At 62.9% G+C, this 14,211-nt stretch carries 13 protein-coding genes; 5 read left to right on the top strand and 8 right to left on the bottom strand.

The features are described from left to right. The first annotated feature begins 11 nt into the window (after positions 1–11). The 3 genes from BLS27_RS12885 to nhaA all read left to right on the top strand — a co-directional run bounded on the left by BLS27_RS12885 (position 12) and on the right by nhaA (position 3,816). The gene (locus tag BLS27_RS12885; RefSeq protein ID WP_070575092.1) at positions 12–686 is read left to right on the top strand and encodes a COG3650 family protein; all 675 of its coding nucleotides are present in this window, start codon (positions 12–14) and stop codon (positions 684–686) included. A gap of 104 nt (positions 687–790) precedes the next feature. After that, positions 791–2,404: an NAD(P)/FAD-dependent oxidoreductase gene (locus BLS27_RS12880; protein ID WP_043213115.1), complete on the top strand. Its 1,614-nt coding sequence runs from the start codon at positions 791–793 to the stop codon at positions 2,402–2,404. Between the two features lie 221 nt (positions 2,405–2,625). Beyond that, complete coding sequence (gene nhaA / locus BLS27_RS12875) at positions 2,626–3,816, top strand: Na+/H+ antiporter NhaA (protein WP_090345075.1); 1,191 nt, start codon at positions 2,626–2,628, stop codon at positions 3,814–3,816. Between the two features lie 67 nt (positions 3,817–3,883). On the opposite strand, the gene BLS27_RS12870 is transcribed toward nhaA, so the two are convergent. Then, positions 3,884–4,348, bottom strand: coding sequence for an outer membrane lipoprotein (locus tag BLS27_RS12870; RefSeq protein WP_043213112.1), 465 nt, complete (start codon positions 4,346–4,348; stop codon positions 3,884–3,886). A gap of 146 nt (positions 4,349–4,494) precedes the next feature. Between BLS27_RS12870 and BLS27_RS12865 the strand changes: the two genes are divergently transcribed. After that, the gene (locus tag BLS27_RS12865; protein WP_043213111.1) at positions 4,495–4,728 is read left to right on the top strand and encodes a hypothetical protein; all 234 of its coding nucleotides are present in this window, start codon (positions 4,495–4,497) and stop codon (positions 4,726–4,728) included. Here BLS27_RS12865 and pdxH read toward each other — a convergent pair. From pdxH to dinG, 5 genes are all read right to left on the bottom strand, one after another. Next, positions 4,725–5,372, bottom strand: a complete 648-nt coding sequence (gene pdxH, locus BLS27_RS12860) for a pyridoxamine 5'-phosphate oxidase (RefSeq protein ID WP_090345073.1) — start codon at positions 5,370–5,372, stop codon at positions 4,725–4,727. The genes BLS27_RS12865 and pdxH overlap by 4 nt on opposite strands. Before the next feature lie 19 nt (positions 5,373–5,391). Next, positions 5,392–6,369 (bottom strand): OmpA family protein, encoded by a 978-nt coding sequence (locus BLS27_RS12855; RefSeq protein ID WP_090345071.1) that lies wholly within the window; start codon positions 6,367–6,369, stop codon positions 5,392–5,394. A 99-nt stretch (positions 6,370–6,468) separates the two neighbouring features. Next, positions 6,469–7,614, bottom strand: coding sequence for an EstA family serine hydrolase (locus BLS27_RS12850; RefSeq protein WP_043213107.1), 1,146 nt, complete (start codon positions 7,612–7,614; stop codon positions 6,469–6,471). A 154-nt stretch (positions 7,615–7,768) separates the two neighbouring features. Further along, complete coding sequence (locus BLS27_RS12845) at positions 7,769–9,994, bottom strand: beta-galactosidase (protein ID WP_090345069.1); 2,226 nt, start codon at positions 9,992–9,994, stop codon at positions 7,769–7,771. Positions 9,995–10,069: 75 nt separating this feature from the next. Next, positions 10,070–12,214, bottom strand: a complete 2,145-nt coding sequence (dinG, locus tag BLS27_RS12840; protein ID WP_090345067.1) for an ATP-dependent DNA helicase DinG — start codon at positions 12,212–12,214, stop codon at positions 10,070–10,072. 98 nt (positions 12,215–12,312) lie between these two features. Between dinG and BLS27_RS12835 the strand changes: the two genes are divergently transcribed. Then, positions 12,313–12,777: a CopD family protein gene (locus tag BLS27_RS12835; protein ID WP_043213103.1), complete on the top strand. Its 465-nt coding sequence runs from the start codon at positions 12,313–12,315 to the stop codon at positions 12,775–12,777. Positions 12,778–13,090: 313 nt separating this feature from the next. Here the strand turns inward: BLS27_RS12835 and BLS27_RS12830 are convergent, their stop codons facing one another. Continuing rightward, the gene (locus tag BLS27_RS12830) at positions 13,091–13,849 is read right to left on the bottom strand and encodes a hypothetical protein (protein WP_090345065.1); all 759 of its coding nucleotides are present in this window, start codon (positions 13,847–13,849) and stop codon (positions 13,091–13,093) included. Then, positions 13,842–14,117, bottom strand: coding sequence for a DUF1145 domain-containing protein (locus tag BLS27_RS12825; protein WP_090345063.1), 276 nt, complete (start codon positions 14,115–14,117; stop codon positions 13,842–13,844). Before BLS27_RS12825 ends, BLS27_RS12830 begins: the two co-directional genes overlap by 8 nt. Positions 14,118–14,211 lie beyond the last annotated feature (94 nt).

The following is a 14,211-nucleotide window of genomic DNA, read 5'->3' as shown; positions in this document are numbered from 1 at the left end:
GAGCCCGCCCCATGCGTCTGACCCCTCCCCTGCTGCTCGTCACCCTGCTGCCGCTGTTCGCCGGCTGTCAGCTCATGGCGGACAAGCCGGTCGATCCGAATATCGGCACCACCCGCATGCAGGGCGAGCTGAGCGCCGGGGGCGGCCAGTTGCTGTTCAAACCCTGCAATGAAGCCCGCCGTTTCGTGGTCAGCGATGCTGCCGGCACCGGCATCCTGCAGGAGGCTGCCAATCTGGCCGACGACGCAGGCGACAAGCTGTTCGCCGATGTGCGCGGCAGCCTGACCGGCACCAAGCAGGCCAACAACGACGGCCGCCTGGAAGTGCAACGCCTGTATCGCCTCGAACCTTCCGCACAGGCCTGCGAAGACCCCAACTTCAAGCAACTGACCCTGCGCGCCGACGGCCACGAGCCGGACTGGGCGATCAAGGCCAGCGGCAAGGGCATGGTGCTGGAGCGTGTCGGCAAGGACCCACTGCCTCTACCTTACCTGGAAGAGCAGATGCCTGGCGGTGGCTTGAGCCTGTCCAGCGAAGCCAACGGCCAACGCATCGAGCTGTGGGTCGCCCCGCAACGCTGCATCGATGGCGCCACCGGAGCTGTTCGCCATCTGCGCGCCGAGCTGCGTATCGATGGCCAGACACTGCAAGGCTGCGGCTACTACGGCGGTGCCCGCGACAACTGATCACCGGGGCGCTTTTATCCTCCAGTCAGGAAGGCTAACAGCTTATACTTGGCGGTTTGTGTAAAGCCGCCGGCCGCCCCATGGCCGGGATACTGGACCCTGCCATGCTACGAATCACCGAACTGAAGCTGCCCCTGGACCACTCCGATGAAGCCCTGCGTGACGCGATCGTCGAGCGCCTGGGCATCACCGATGAACAACTGCTCAGCTTCACCCTGTTCAAGCGCAGCTACGATGCCCGCAAGAAGAACAGCGAAATGCTGTTCATCTACACCATCGACCTGGAAGCGAGCAACGAAGCGCAACTGCTGCGCAAGTTCGCTGACGATCGCAACATCGGCGTTGCCCCCGATGTCAGCTACAAGTTCGTCGGTCATGCACCTACCGACCTGCAGGAACGGCCGATCGTGGTCGGCTTCGGCCCTTGCGGCATCTTCGCAGGCCTTTTGCTGGCGCAGATGGGCTTTCGCCCGATCATCCTGGAGCGTGGCAAGGAAGTACGCCAGCGCACCAAGGATACCTGGGGCCTGTGGCGCAAGAGCGTGCTCAACCCCGAGTCCAACGTCCAGTTCGGTGAAGGCGGCGCCGGCACCTTCTCCGACGGCAAGCTGTACAGCCAGATCAAGGATCCGAACCACCATGGCCGCAAGGTCCTGGAAGAATTCGTCAAGGCCGGTGCGCCAGAAGAAATCCTCTACATCAACAAACCGCACATCGGCACCTTCCGACTGACCGGCATGGTCGAGCAGATGCGTCAGGACATGATTGCCCTGGGCGCGGAAGTCCGCTTCGAGCAAAAGGTCACCGACCTGCTGATCGATGACGGTCAACTGACCGGCGTGGTCTTGGAGAGCGGCGAACAGCTGCACTCGCGCCATGTGGTCCTGGCCTTGGGCCACAGTGCTCGCGATACCTTCCGCATGCTCCATGCCAAAGGCATCTACATGGAAGCCAAGCCGTTCTCGGTCGGCTTCCGCATCGAACACCCGCAGTCACTGATCGACAAGGCGCGCCTGGGTAAATATGCCGGGCACCCGAAGCTGGGCGCTGCCGACTACAAGCTGGTGCACCATGCCAAGAACGGCCGCTCGGTCTACAGCTTCTGCATGTGCCCGGGCGGCACCGTGGTCGCCGCCACCAGCGAGCCGGGCCGAGTGGTCACCAACGGCATGAGCCAGTACTCGCGTAACGAGCGCAACGCCAACTCCGGCATCGTTGTCGGCATCGATCCGGAGCGCGATTACCCGGGCGGCCCGCTGGCGGGTATCGAACTGCAGGAACGCCTGGAGTCCCATGCCTACGTGATGGGCGGCAGCAATTATCAGGCGCCTGCGCAGTTGGTAGGCGATTTCGTCGCCGGCCGTCCCTCTACTGAACTGGGCAGCGTTGAACCTTCCTACAAGCCAGGTGTGACCCTGGGCGACCTGGCGCCGAGCCTGCCGGACTTCGCCATCGAGGCCATCCGCGAAGCGCTGCCGGCGTTCGATCGCCAGATCAAGGGCTACAACCTGCACGACGCCGTGCTGACCGGCATCGAGACACGCACGTCCTCGCCGGTGCGTATCACGCGAGGTGCGGACTACCAAAGCCTCAACCTGAAGGGGTTGTTCCCGGCAGGTGAAGGCGCAGGCTATGCCGGCGGCATCCTTTCCGCAGGCGTCGATGGCATTCGTATCGCCGAAGCCGTGGCACGGGACATGCTCGGTCTCGATGCCTGACTCAAATGGAAACGAGGGCTGCAGCACAGCCCTCAACTGAGTTCAAAGATCAGAAAGAACCCTCACACCCGCCAGACTTTTTCCATCACCGTGTCCGGCAAAAGCCCTTTAGGCTTCGCAGATCGAGCCGTAAAAACCTATAACAAAAGCGCAGGGCGTTTTTGTTCCAATACCCCACGCCCCCACGCTAGGGTGTACGTCTTTTTCATCCGAGCCCGTTCATGGAGACCCGTCAGGCCGTGCGTACCCTCATTACCCGTTTTCTCCAGCTGGAGGCCGCCGGTGGCCTGCTACTGATCGCCGCGGCGGTCCTTGCCCTGATCATCAACAATTCTCCCCTTTCGTATCTGTATGGCGGCCTGCTCGACGTGCCGGTCGCCGTGCAGGTCGGCGCCCTGCAGATCGCCAAGCCTCTGCTGCTATGGATCAACGATGGCCTGATGGCGCTGTTCTTCCTGCTGATCGGTCTGGAAGTCAAGCGCGAAGTCATCGAGGGACAGTTGTCCAAACCTTCCCAGGTGATCCTCCCGGCCACCGCAGCCATTGGCGGCATGGTGGTGCCCGCGCTGATCTATTGGCTGATCAACCGGGACAACCCGGCTGCCATCGCCGGCTGGGCCATTCCCACCGCCACCGATATCGCGTTCGCCCTGGGCGTGCTGGCGCTGCTCGGCAAGCGGGTACCGGTGTCGCTGAAACTGTTCCTGATGACCCTGGCGATCATCGACGACCTGGGCGCCATCGTCATCATCGCCCTGTTCTACTCCGGTACCCTGTCGAACGTTTCGCTGATGCTGGCGGGTGCTTGCCTGCTGACCCTGCTGGCGATGAACCGGCTGGGCGTGATCAAGCTGACACCCTACCTGCTGGTGGGCCTGATCCTCTGGGTCTGCGTGCTCAAGAGCGGCGTCCACGCGACCCTGGCCGGTGTGGCCCTGGCCCTGTGCATTCCACTGCGCACTCGCCACGCCGCCTCCTCGCCACTGCTGCGACTGGAGCACGCCCTGCATCCCTGGGTCGCCTATGCCATCCTGCCTCTGTTCGCCTTTGCCAATGCCGGTGTCTCTCTCGCGGGCATGAACCTGGACAGCTTCACTCATCCGGTTCCCCTGGGTATCGCCGTCGGCCTGTTGTTGGGCAAGACGGTCGGCGTGTTCGGCCTGACTTGGCTTGCGGTCAAGCTGCGCCTGGCTGCGCTGCCTGCAGGCGCAAACTGGGGGCAGGTGCTGGGTGTTGCGACCCTGTGTGGCATCGGCTTCACCATGAGCCTGTTCGTCGGCTCCCTGGCCTTCGTACCTGGGGACAGCGAGTTCGCCGGCATGGACCGCATGGGCATCCTGACCGGCTCCCTGTTCGCGGCCCTGATCGGTTACGCAATGACTGCGATGGCCAGTCGCAAGCCCATCAACTGAACACTACGGCACTAAAAAACCCCGACCGGCGTAAACCGAGTCGGGGTTTTTCATTGCCACAGAACGATCAGTGCGTCACACGGCTAGTGCCATCGACGGTCATGATGCGCACGCGCTCACCCACACGGAAGATTTCGTTCTGCTGCACTTGCTGCACATAGGCACGCATGCTGCCATCGTCTTCACGAACGGTGATTTCCACACCCTGGGTGCGGGTCAGGCCTTCTTCGGCGGCGGAGCCTGCCAGGCCACCGGCCACGGCACCGATCACGGCGGCGACGATACTGCCGCGACCGCCACCAATGGCGCTACCCGCCACGCCGCCGACCACGGCACCTGCACCACCACCGATCGGGGTCTTGGTGCCTTCGATTTTCACCGGACGCAGGGACTCGATGGTGCCCATACGCACGGTCTGTACGCGACGGGCCTCATCTCGGGAATAGCTGTCGCCGGTCAGACTGGAAGCACAACCGCCGAGCAGCAGCGACATGGTGGTGAAACTCGCCACCAGCAAAACGGATTTACGCATGGGAAACTCTCCATAAGTCAGGTGTCCATTAGACCCCGCGCGTTGATGACTGTCACGACACAGACGTTACAAATTTGCTTTTATTCAGCTGCAGTACAGCCTGCACACCCCATTGCGGGCTCGACTATCGAAAACCAAGGATAGCCATGGATTACTTCATCGTCGTTGTGGTGACTGTTACAGGCCTGTACTTCCATTGGTGGCTGTATGTGCGCATGCGCCGCTGGATGGACCGCGACCTGGCCTTGTCACTGGCGGGCGAGGACCCGGTCAAACGGGCCTACATGCTTGATTGCCTGGAGCAGGCGCGGGGACAGAAGATCAAGCGGAAGGAATTGGCAGCCTGGCTTGAACGCCAGGCCGCCGCTTACACAGGTTAAGGCGCCAGGCGCTCACGCAGCCACTGCCCCTCTACCCATCGATAGTTCAAACGATCATGCAGCCGGCTGGCGCGCCCCTGCCAGAACTCGATACGCTCAGGCAGCAGGCGGTACCCCCCCCAATGCTCGGGACAGTGGGGCTGAGTATCGGAGAATCGCGCCTCGGTAGCCTTGACCAGGCCTTCGAGTTCCTCACGACCGGCAATCACTCGGCTCTGCGGCGAAGCCCAGGCCCCCAGGCGACTCCCCAGCGGACGCACCTGGTAATAGTCGTCAGACTCCTTGGCCGTAACCTTTTCCACCCGCCCCTCGATACGCACCTGGCGTTCCAGCGCCGGCCAGAAAAACGTCATGGCAGCGTATGGATTGGCCAGCAGTTGCTGGCCTTTGGCACTGTCGTAGTTGGTGAAAAAGGTGAAACCACGCTCGTCGAGCCCCTTTAGCAACAGCACCCGGCAATGGGGACGCCCTTGCTCATCGACAGTGGCCAGGGTCATGGCGTTCGCCTCAACCGGTGCCTGCTCGGTTTTCACGGCTTCGCCGAACCACTGGTGGAACAAGGCGAACGGCTCACCCGGTGCCTGGGGTTCGGCCAGGCCATCACGGGTGTAGTCGCGCCGCATATCGGCCAGAGATTGGGTCATGACTGCGTTTCCTTGACGATCAATTGGTCTTCGCAGAGGCTACTTTCTTTTCAGTCGTGGCCTTCTTTGCAACCGGCTTGGCCGGTGCGGCTTTCTTTTTCGCAGTGGCTTTGGCAGGAGCCTTGGCCTTGACGGCTGGCTTTTTGGCGGCCGGCTTGGCGGCTGCCTTCGCCGCAGGCTTGCCGGCGGCTGCCTTGGCTGCGGGAGCCGGAGCGTCCTGGGTGGCAACCATCGACGCAGGCGCAGGTGCAGGCGCTGCCTGTTGGTACTTGGCCAGCAGCGCAACCATGGTGTTCTGCGGGGTCAGCAGCATTTCAACGCGGCGGTTCAGAGCGCGGCCTTCGGCGCTGTCGTTAGCAGCACGTGGCATTACCGAGCCCATGCCCTTGAGGGTCAAGCGGTCACGCTGCAGGCCGCTGAGGCGGAAAATCGCCGATACCGAAGCTGCGCGCTCCAGGCTGAGCTTCTGATTGGCTGCGGCGGCGCCGCTGGTGTCGGCGTGACCGAGAATCAGCACGGCGGTCTTGGGGTCGGTTTCGACGGTCTTGGCCACGCGAGTGATCGGGCCCAGGGTCATCGGTAGCAGCATGTTAGGGCGATCCGGGTTGTAGGAGCCGTCCACGGGGATGGTCACTGCGAGCACGTTGTCACGGCGTTCCAACTCGAACTTGCTGTCTTTGATGGCTTCACGCAGCTTTGGCTCGTATTCATCGAGCCAGGCCTGGGTGGCCTTCTGGTCGATCTTGGGTGCAACCGGGCCCTTGGCCTGCTTGTCGTCCCCGCCAAACGGCCACCACCAGCGGCTGCCGCTCTCGGACTTGGCATCGGCCTTGGCCACCTTTTCAGTCACGGCTTCCTTCACTTCCTGCTCGGCCACTTTGTCCGAGCCGAACGGCCACCAGCTGTGGCCTGCGTCGCTCGACGCATTTTGCGAATGCTGGGCACAGCCGGTAACGGCCAGGCACAGAGCGAGTGCTAAGGTTTTATGTGAAGACATCAGCGATACACCATGAAATAGAAAGAAATTTTGCCAACACACATCAGGCGTTGGCATTGAGGATAGTCAAAGGGCCTGGGCATTACCCGCACTACCCGATCAAAGGCAAGTGCCAAGAACGCGTACCAGCTTCTGGGCACGAGGGTCCATCAGCACATAGGGGCCCAGCGTATTGGTCACGAAACCAAAGGCTACGTCGTACTCCGGATCGGCAAATCCGACCGAACCGCCGGCCCCTGGGTGACCGAAGGCCCGGGCGCCCAATCCGAACGTCGCGTTGGCCACATCAGGCTGGTCGAGCATGCAACCCAGGCCGAAGCGTGTCTGGGTCAACAAGGTTCGGTCCTGGCCAAGGCTGTGCTCACGGGTCAGCTCATCGAGCAGTTCCGACTCCAGCAAGCTGCCGTCGAGCAGGCCGGCGTAAAACCCCGCGAGGCTACGGGCATTGCCATGGCCATTGGCCGCTGGCTGCTGCATGCGTCGCCACTCAGGTTTGTTGGTGCTGGTGAGAATGGCCGGGGGATTGGTGAAGGCACGAGTGGACAAGGCCTCGGGCTCACGCAGGGTCACCTGTAGCAGGCGCTGGGCCGCCGCGTCGCCGGGGTTACCCTTGCCGCGGGCGATGTGCGCCACGCGATGGAACTCTTCGTCGGCCAGACCGACATGGAAATCCAGCCCCAGGGGACGAGCAGTACGGGCGACGATCGACTCGCCTGGGCCACGCCCATCGACACGCCGGATGAGCTCACCGATCAGCCAGCCATAGGTGATAGCGGCATAACCGTGCTCGGTGCCCGGCGTCCACCAGGGGGCTTCGGCTGCCAAGGCGTCGACCATGGCTTGCCAGTCGTAAAGCGCCTCGGCCGGCAGCAGTTCGCGAATGGCCGGTAGGCCAGCCCGGTGGCTGAGCAATTGGCGTAAGGTCACGGACGCTTTGCCGGCCTGGCCGAACTCGGGCCAGTAGCGCACCACAGGAGCATCCAGGCTGAGCTTGCCCTCCCCGACCAGTTGCAACGCGGTGACGGCAGTGAAGGTCTTGGTGCACGAGAACAAGTTGGCGATGGTGTCGCTGTGCCAGGCCTCGCGGCCGTCCTTGTCGGCACTGCCGGCCCACAGATCCACCACGGTTTCGCCGCCAACCTGGATGCACAGTCCCGCACCACGCTCCTGGGGATCGTCGAACAACGCGGCGAAGGCTTCTCGCACCGCCTCGAACTTCAGCTCATAGTGACCCTGGATCTGCACCCGACAGCTCTCCGTACGACTCATCTCAACGAAAGTCGTGCATTGTTCCAGTAGTTGGCCAATTTGCAAACTGAATGTGGCCGGATGGTCATACGTGGCACGGGGCCGCTACGCTCTGTTGGTACTGCCATATAGCCGCCTAGCGGCCCTGCCCTCATTGCACAGGCTGCTCCAGGCCTTTGCGTAGGTGCTCGAGCGCCTGCTGGTTGCTCTTGCGCACCGCCTCCACAAACCCCGGATACGGCACGTCGGTGATGGCGACCAGGCCAAGGTGGCCGTTTTCCCCATCGAGCAGGCGCCCGCTGGCTGGCTGATCAAGGTACTGGAACCAGTGCGCACCGACGATCATCGGCTGGCCCAGAGCCGCCTTGAGGAAGTTGCCATAGGCCGGCCCACGGTCCTCCTCCCTTGCGACCTCCACCGGCCCCGGCCAGAACGGTCCACGATCGCGCGAGCCGAACTGGAACTCCGAGACCAGTACGGGCTTGTCCAGTTCAGCCAAGCGAGCGAAGTCATAGCCGTCCTCAGGCTTGAGGGTATAGAAATTGAAGCTGAGCACGTCGCAGAACTCGGCGCAGGCCTTGACCGCTTCCGGGGTGCTCACTGCATATCGACCGCCCAGCAACAGGTGGTTGGGTGCATGCCATTTGAGCGCGTCGGAGATGGTCTTGAAATACGTCTCGGCAAATACCTGCTGGAAGTACTGGTAGTCGCGCTCAATCTCGGGATGCTCGGGGTTCGGCAAAGGCGCTTCGAAACCAGGGTCTTCCATCAGCTCCCAGGCCTGCAGGTCGATGCCCCAAGCCTTGGACAAACCTTGCTGGTTGCGGTACTTGTCGCGCAACTGTTTGAGGAAGGCGCGCTTGGCCGGCACATCGGTCGTCAGGCGCAAGGTGCCGTAAGCCAGGCCATAGCGGGCCTTGGGGTCTTCGCCAGGGGCCGCCCAGGCCAGTTCGTTGTCAGCGAAGTAGCCGATCAGCCATGGGTCATCACGGTGATCCCGAGCCGCGATGGCGACCGCACGCTCGGTCGCCATGGCAAAGCGCGGGTCGAACGGATCGGGCATGCGGCCCCACCAATCCATGCCGGTGCTGATGCTGGTGTAGTCGCCGACGATTGACAACGGCAGGGTATAGGGCATCCGCCGAGCCTGCCCCAGCGCCGGATCGCTCCAGTTGCCCAGGGTGTTGAAGCCCCAGACCTGCAGCCGGTCCAAGGTATGGGCCTGCCAGCGTGCAGCATCCAGGGAGGCTGGTGGGCACGGCACCGCTGGGCTTGCCGGACAAGGCTCGCCATAGGTGCGGTATAGATTGGCTGCATAGAAGTCGAACCAGCGACCTTGCTTGAAATTGCGCCCCAGGGATGAGGCATTGCCATCGTCGTTGTTACCCTGCCCATAGAAGGCTGCCAGCGGTTCACCCTCGCCAGGTAAAGCCTTGAACATGCTTTCGCGGCCCGCCACATATGTGCGCCCGCCATCGGCGGCCACTGCATTGACGCCCAGGGAATAGAACGCGTGCCCATCCGGCGTCACCAGGTACCAGCGTCCGTCGCGCTTCTCGGTTCGAAAGAACCCTTTGGCTTCGAATGCAGGCCCGGCCAGCAGCCCCCCGTAGGCATCGAGCTGCTGTTTGCCGCGGGCATCAAGCCAGCCCTTGAGCTGCTGCTGCTCACGTCCTCGGGCGGCTTTCAACTGCTCATCACTGGTGATTTTTTCAGGCCATCGCCCGCGCGTAGACTGGCCGTAGGCATCGAGCAGCCCTTCGTAGGCGGCCGTGAAGACCTGGTCATCGTCCTGGATACCGACCCTCTCGATCAGCAGACTCTGGGCCACCTTCGGATTGGGGATGCTCAGGCTGACGCCAACCACCTGCGCAAGATCCACCTCCCCTGCACTGCTGGCGAGCAATACGCGCTGCCCCTCATACATCCAGGGCATTGGCGGCCCGGCGCGCATGCCCTGGCTCGATGGTGAACGGGCCCGCAAAGGCACCAGCACCGTCTGAGCAGGGCCCGCAGGTAGGTCGATACGGCTGCTCAGGGTGCGACCGTCGCTACTCTGCACCGTTACGTCCACAGTCAATGCCCAGTCCATGGCGCTTTGCAATCGTAGGGTCAGGGCCTGGCCGGCTGACCAATCCCAGGCGCCATTCTGCGGGCTCAGGCGCAAGGTCGGCTGCTGCACTGGGTTGAACACCACGCGCCGCAGCACCTCGCCTTCAGTGGTCTGCTCGGCGTTGTATTGCGGCATATGGGCATCGGTTGTAGTCACATTGACCACCGCTGCCGGACGCACGAAACTGAACAACGTCTGCTGCCCGGCCAGCAAGGGCGAGCTGAACAACAGGGCGAGAACGGCAGGCAGGGTGCGGCGGATCATAGGGTTGAAGCTCTCCTTCAGGACCATGGGTCCGTGACAGGTAATGAACAGCAGGTCGCAGCCGAGCCGCGACCGTCAGGAAATTTCCCGCCGGAACGGCGGCAGCGCATTGAGGATAGCCTTGCCATAGCGCTGGGTGACCAGGCGACGATCGAGCAACGTGATCACCCCGCGGTCCTGCTCGGTACGCAGCAGGCGACCGCAGGCCTGGATCAAGCGCAACGAGGCGTCGGGGACGGCGATCTCCATGAACGGGTTGCCGCCACGGGCTTCGATCCACTCGGCCAGGGCCGCTTCGACCGGATCGTCCGGTACGGCGAAGGGGATCTTGGCGATGACCACGTGTTCGCAGTAAGCGCCGGGCAGGTCGACACCCTCGGCAAAGCTCGCCAGGCCGAAAAGCACACTGTGCTGGCCGTCATCTACGCGCGCCTTGTGCTTGTTCAGGGTTTCCTGCTTGGACAGGTTGCCCTGGATGAGCACCAGCTTGCGCCAGTCTCGATCCAGGCCATCGAACACGTCTTGCATTTGCTTGCGCGACGAGAACAGCACCAACGCGCCACGGGCCTCCTCGAGCATGCCCGGCAGTTCGCGGATGATGGCTGCAGTGTGTCCCGGCACGTCGCGCGGGTCGGCTCCCAGGTCAGGGACCCGCAACAGGCCTGCATCGCCGTGCACGAACGGACTGGGTACGACACAGGTGATCGCATCGCGTGGCAGGCCCGAGCGCATGCGGAATCGATCGAATTTACCCAAGGCAGTGAGGGTCGCGGAGGTCACCAAGGCGCCATGAGCGACGTTCCACAGGCTGCGACGCAGCATTTCAGCAGCCAGAATGGGGCTGGCGTTGACCTCAATGTCGAACAGCGCACCACTTTCGGCAAGTGTGAGCCAACGCGCCATGGGCGGGCTGTCTTCGGGGTCCTCGGCGGTAAAGGCGGTCCATAGCTCCCAGTTGCCCTGGGCACGGGTCACCAGGCTGCCGAACAGCGGGTACCATTCCTCGGCCTGATGACTGGCGATACCGATGTTGACCTCACCGTCCATGCCTTCCTTGAGCAGGTCGGCCAGCCGGGTGAACACATCATTGAGACGGGCGAAGCCTTTCTTCAGCTCGATCCCAATCTCGCGAATCTGCTCCGGCACCACACCGCCCTCGAAGCGGTAGCGTGGACGCTCCCGGCCTTCCATGTCTTCACCGGGACGGAAATCCGCGACCTGCTCGCACAGGGTGAACATGAACTGTTGCTGGGTACGCACTTCCCGCGCCAGTTCCGGCACTTGTTCGATCAGCTTGCCCAGGTCACCCGGCAAAGGATGCTGAGCCAAGAGCTTGGTGAGGTTCTTGGCGGTCTGCTCCAGCCAATCCGCGGTCGAGCGCAGCCGCGAGTAATGGGCGAAGTGGCCAATGGCCTTATCCGGCAGGTGATGGCCTTCGTCAAAGACGTAAATGGTATCGCGCGGATCGGGCAATACGGCACCGCCGCCCAGGGCCAGATCGGCCAGGACCATGTCATGGTTGGTGACGATCACATCGACCTTGCCCATACCCTCACGGGCCTTGTAGAACACGCACTGCTGGAAGTTCGGGCAGTGGCGCCCCGTGCATTGGCTGTGGTCGGTGGTCAGACGGGCCCAGTCCTGGTCCTCGAGTGCCTCGGGCCAGCTGTCGCGGTCGCCGTCCCAGCGGTTGCCGGCGAGCCGCTCGATCATGCTGTTGAACAGCTTCTGGCTCTTTTCATCGACCTCGATGCGGAAGCCCTCTTCCTCGAACAGCTGCGCGGTGGCCGATTGGGCATGCCCCTCCTGCAACAGGATGTCGAGCTTGGACAGGCACAGATAGCGGCCACGGCCCTTGGCCAGGGCGAAACTGAAGTTGAGCCCGCTGCTGCGCATCAGGTCGGGCAGATCCTTGAAGACGATCTGCTCTTGCAGGGCGACGGTTGCTGTGGCGATCACCAACCGCTTGCCGGCAGCCTTGGCGGCGGGAATGGCGGCCAGGCTGTAGGCGACCGTCTTGCCGGTACCGGTACCGGCCTCGACCGCGACCACGGCGGGCTCGCCTGCACGGCGTCCTTCATCGTCACAGGCGATGTCGCCGAGCACCTTGGCCACTTCGGCGATCATCAGGCGCTGGCCGTAGCGGGGCTTTAGGCTCTTGGCTTCGAGAAAACGCGAGTAGGCGCCCTGGATGGTGGCTTTGAGTTCGTTGCTGATCATGGTCTGCAGGCGCCCGGAGGGCTGGATAAATTTTCAGTGTTTCGCATGGGCCGGCTATCATACCCCGCTATTGCCCTTTATGCCGCATGGAGATCCGGATGCTTGCCTTTGCCCTGCCCTACACATTGCATGTCCTCGCGGCCCTGGTTTGGGTCGGCGGTATGTTCTTCGCCTGGCTGGTACTGCGGCCAGCGGCGGTTTCAGCCCTCGAAGGGCCTGCACGACTGAAGTTGTGGGTGGAAGTTTTCCGACGGTTCTTCCGATGGGTCTGGCTGGCAGTGGTCATTCTTGCGATAAGCGGTATCGGGATGTTGCACCTGCGCTTCAATGGCTTCGAGACCGCACCGCGTTACATCCAGGTGATGATTGGGGGTGGGATTGCCATGTTTGCGTTGTTCATGCGGGTTCAGGCGCTGTTGCTGCCACAGCTGCGGGCGGCAGTGACGGCTGAGGACTGGGCGACGGGGGCTGGCGTGCTTGGGCAGATTCGTCGAATGGTCGGGGTTAATTTGCTGTTGGGGATTTTGGTTGTGGTGGTGGCCAGTTCGCGGGTTTTGGTTTGAGGTTGTGCTTGGGCTTCTCCGGCTAGCGGTGCAAGCCTCCATCTCGCGACTTCGGCTCACGCCGAAGGGCACTGCGCGCCAGCTCTACATAAACCTCCACGCGGCCTTGAGGTCGCCATTGGTAGCGCCTGGACTATCGCGCATCAAAGGCGAAACAGCACAGAACCTGGCGCTGGCGAAGCCTGCGATGGGCCGCGCAGCGGCACCAACTTGAATGGTTGACGGTCGCTCCACCGTCCCAAACGGGCCACCATCAGCGCGCCGAGTGGAGGTGCTTGGGACGAACTGAACCAGCTTCGCCCCAAGAATCAACTCATAAGCGCTCCAGGACCAACTCCCCAGCCGCTCCTGCCAACCCGGGCTGCCCCTCCACGCCTGGCCGCCCATCCGCACCGGCGTCGGTTCGATAAACAAGGCATCCCTTGCTGGCGCCGCCCAAGCCAGCCTTGCCCGCCGCACCCGGCTTGCCCGGCGCACCGCCATCGAGCCGAACCTGGATACGCTCCGGCGGGAACCCCTCCGGCACAGCCAGGCGAATGCGCCCACCGGAAGCGCCATCATGCCCGTTTCCACCGTCGTCTCCATTGGCGCCGCGGCTAGCCTGGCCCCAGGTACAACCGCCGGCTTTGCCGTTGGCACCATCGAGCCCGACATAGCCTGGCGCACCGGTGCCGCCTCGGGCATCGATCGACAGCCGCTGCGCCTGCAACCCGTTCAGCCTGAGTTCCAGATCCCGCCCAGGCCGAGCGGCGCGTTCATAAGTGCCGGCAGCGCCGGTGGCACTGAATTCGCTGCCGTCACCCAGCTCGGCAACACCGGTCTCGATACGCAAAGGGGCCTCGGCGGGGGTAATGGCTATGCGCGCATCGCGCCCCAGCACCAGACGATCCACCTTCAGTTCCGTCAGCGTCGCGGGCAGCAACAGTGTCGCCGAATCGGCGATCTGCAATTGCTCAAGGTGCACGCTGCTCGCTTTGTTCGGTAGGCGCAGCACCGAATGGGCCGCAACGTCCAGGCTTTCGGCCTGGACCATGGGACTGGTCAACGCCAGCATCAACATCACCTTACGCATGGCGTGGCGTCTCCAAGGGCTTGGGAATGGACATGACATGAAAAATGCCCGTCAGCAGGATCTGCAGCCGATCGAACCAACGGTGGCTACGCCCGCGCAAGCTGGCATTGAAGAACAGCACTTCCAGGCAGTGCAGGCTCAGCAGGAAGATCCCCACGGCATTGAGTAACAGATTGAACGGCAGCGGTTGCGGCATGAACAGGTTCACCAGCACCACCCACCAGAACACCACCGTCAGGGCCTTGCCCAGGCCCAGGATGAATTTCATACCCGCCCCCTGAATTTGTTGTTATGGCTGCAAGGCCCGAGCGAGCAGGCCGTGCAGCCAACAGTAAACCTATGCCAGGGTAGGCGCTAGAGGT

The organism is Pseudomonas guariconensis, from assembly GCF_900102675.1.
Classification (GTDB): domain Bacteria; phylum Pseudomonadota; class Gammaproteobacteria; order Pseudomonadales; family Pseudomonadaceae; genus Aquipseudomonas; species Aquipseudomonas guariconensis.
The sequence above is the reverse complement of the archived record's forward strand: the minus strand, read 5'-3'. Positions and strand labels throughout refer to the sequence as shown.

What these genes read in the sequence shown, in the direction of transcription:
- BLS27_RS12865 (WP_043213111.1), top strand. Translation starts at nt 4,495, where the DNA reads ATGGATTACTTCATCGTCGTTGTGGTGACTGTTACAGGCCTGTACTTC.
- BLS27_RS12825 (WP_090345063.1), bottom strand. Translation starts at nt 14,117, where the DNA reads ATGAAATTCATCCTGGGCCTGGGCAAGGCCCTGACGGTGGTGTTCTGG.
- nhaA (WP_090345075.1), top strand. Translation starts at nt 2,626, where the DNA reads ATGGAGACCCGTCAGGCCGTGCGTACCCTCATTACCCGTTTTCTCCAG.
- BLS27_RS12855 (WP_090345071.1), bottom strand. Translation starts at nt 6,369, where the DNA reads ATGTCTTCACATAAAACCTTAGCACTCGCTCTGTGCCTGGCCGTTACC.
- BLS27_RS12880 (WP_043213115.1), top strand. Translation starts at nt 791, where the DNA reads ATGCTACGAATCACCGAACTGAAGCTGCCCCTGGACCACTCCGATGAA.
- BLS27_RS12870 (WP_043213112.1), bottom strand. Translation starts at nt 4,348, where the DNA reads ATGCGTAAATCCGTTTTGCTGGTGGCGAGTTTCACCACCATGTCGCTG.
- BLS27_RS12845 (WP_090345069.1), bottom strand. Translation starts at nt 9,994, where the DNA reads ATGATCCGCCGCACCCTGCCTGCCGTTCTCGCCCTGTTGTTCAGCTCG.
- pdxH (WP_090345073.1), bottom strand. Translation starts at nt 5,372, where the DNA reads ATGACCCAATCTCTGGCCGATATGCGGCGCGACTACACCCGTGATGGC.
- BLS27_RS12835 (WP_043213103.1), top strand. Translation starts at nt 12,313, where the DNA reads ATGCTTGCCTTTGCCCTGCCCTACACATTGCATGTCCTCGCGGCCCTG.
- BLS27_RS12885 (WP_070575092.1), top strand. Translation starts at nt 12, where the DNA reads ATGCGTCTGACCCCTCCCCTGCTGCTCGTCACCCTGCTGCCGCTGTTC.
- dinG (WP_090345067.1), bottom strand. Translation starts at nt 12,214, where the DNA reads ATGATCAGCAACGAACTCAAAGCCACCATCCAGGGCGCCTACTCGCGT.
- BLS27_RS12830 (WP_090345065.1), bottom strand. Translation starts at nt 13,849, where the DNA reads ATGCGTAAGGTGATGTTGATGCTGGCGTTGACCAGTCCCATGGTCCAG.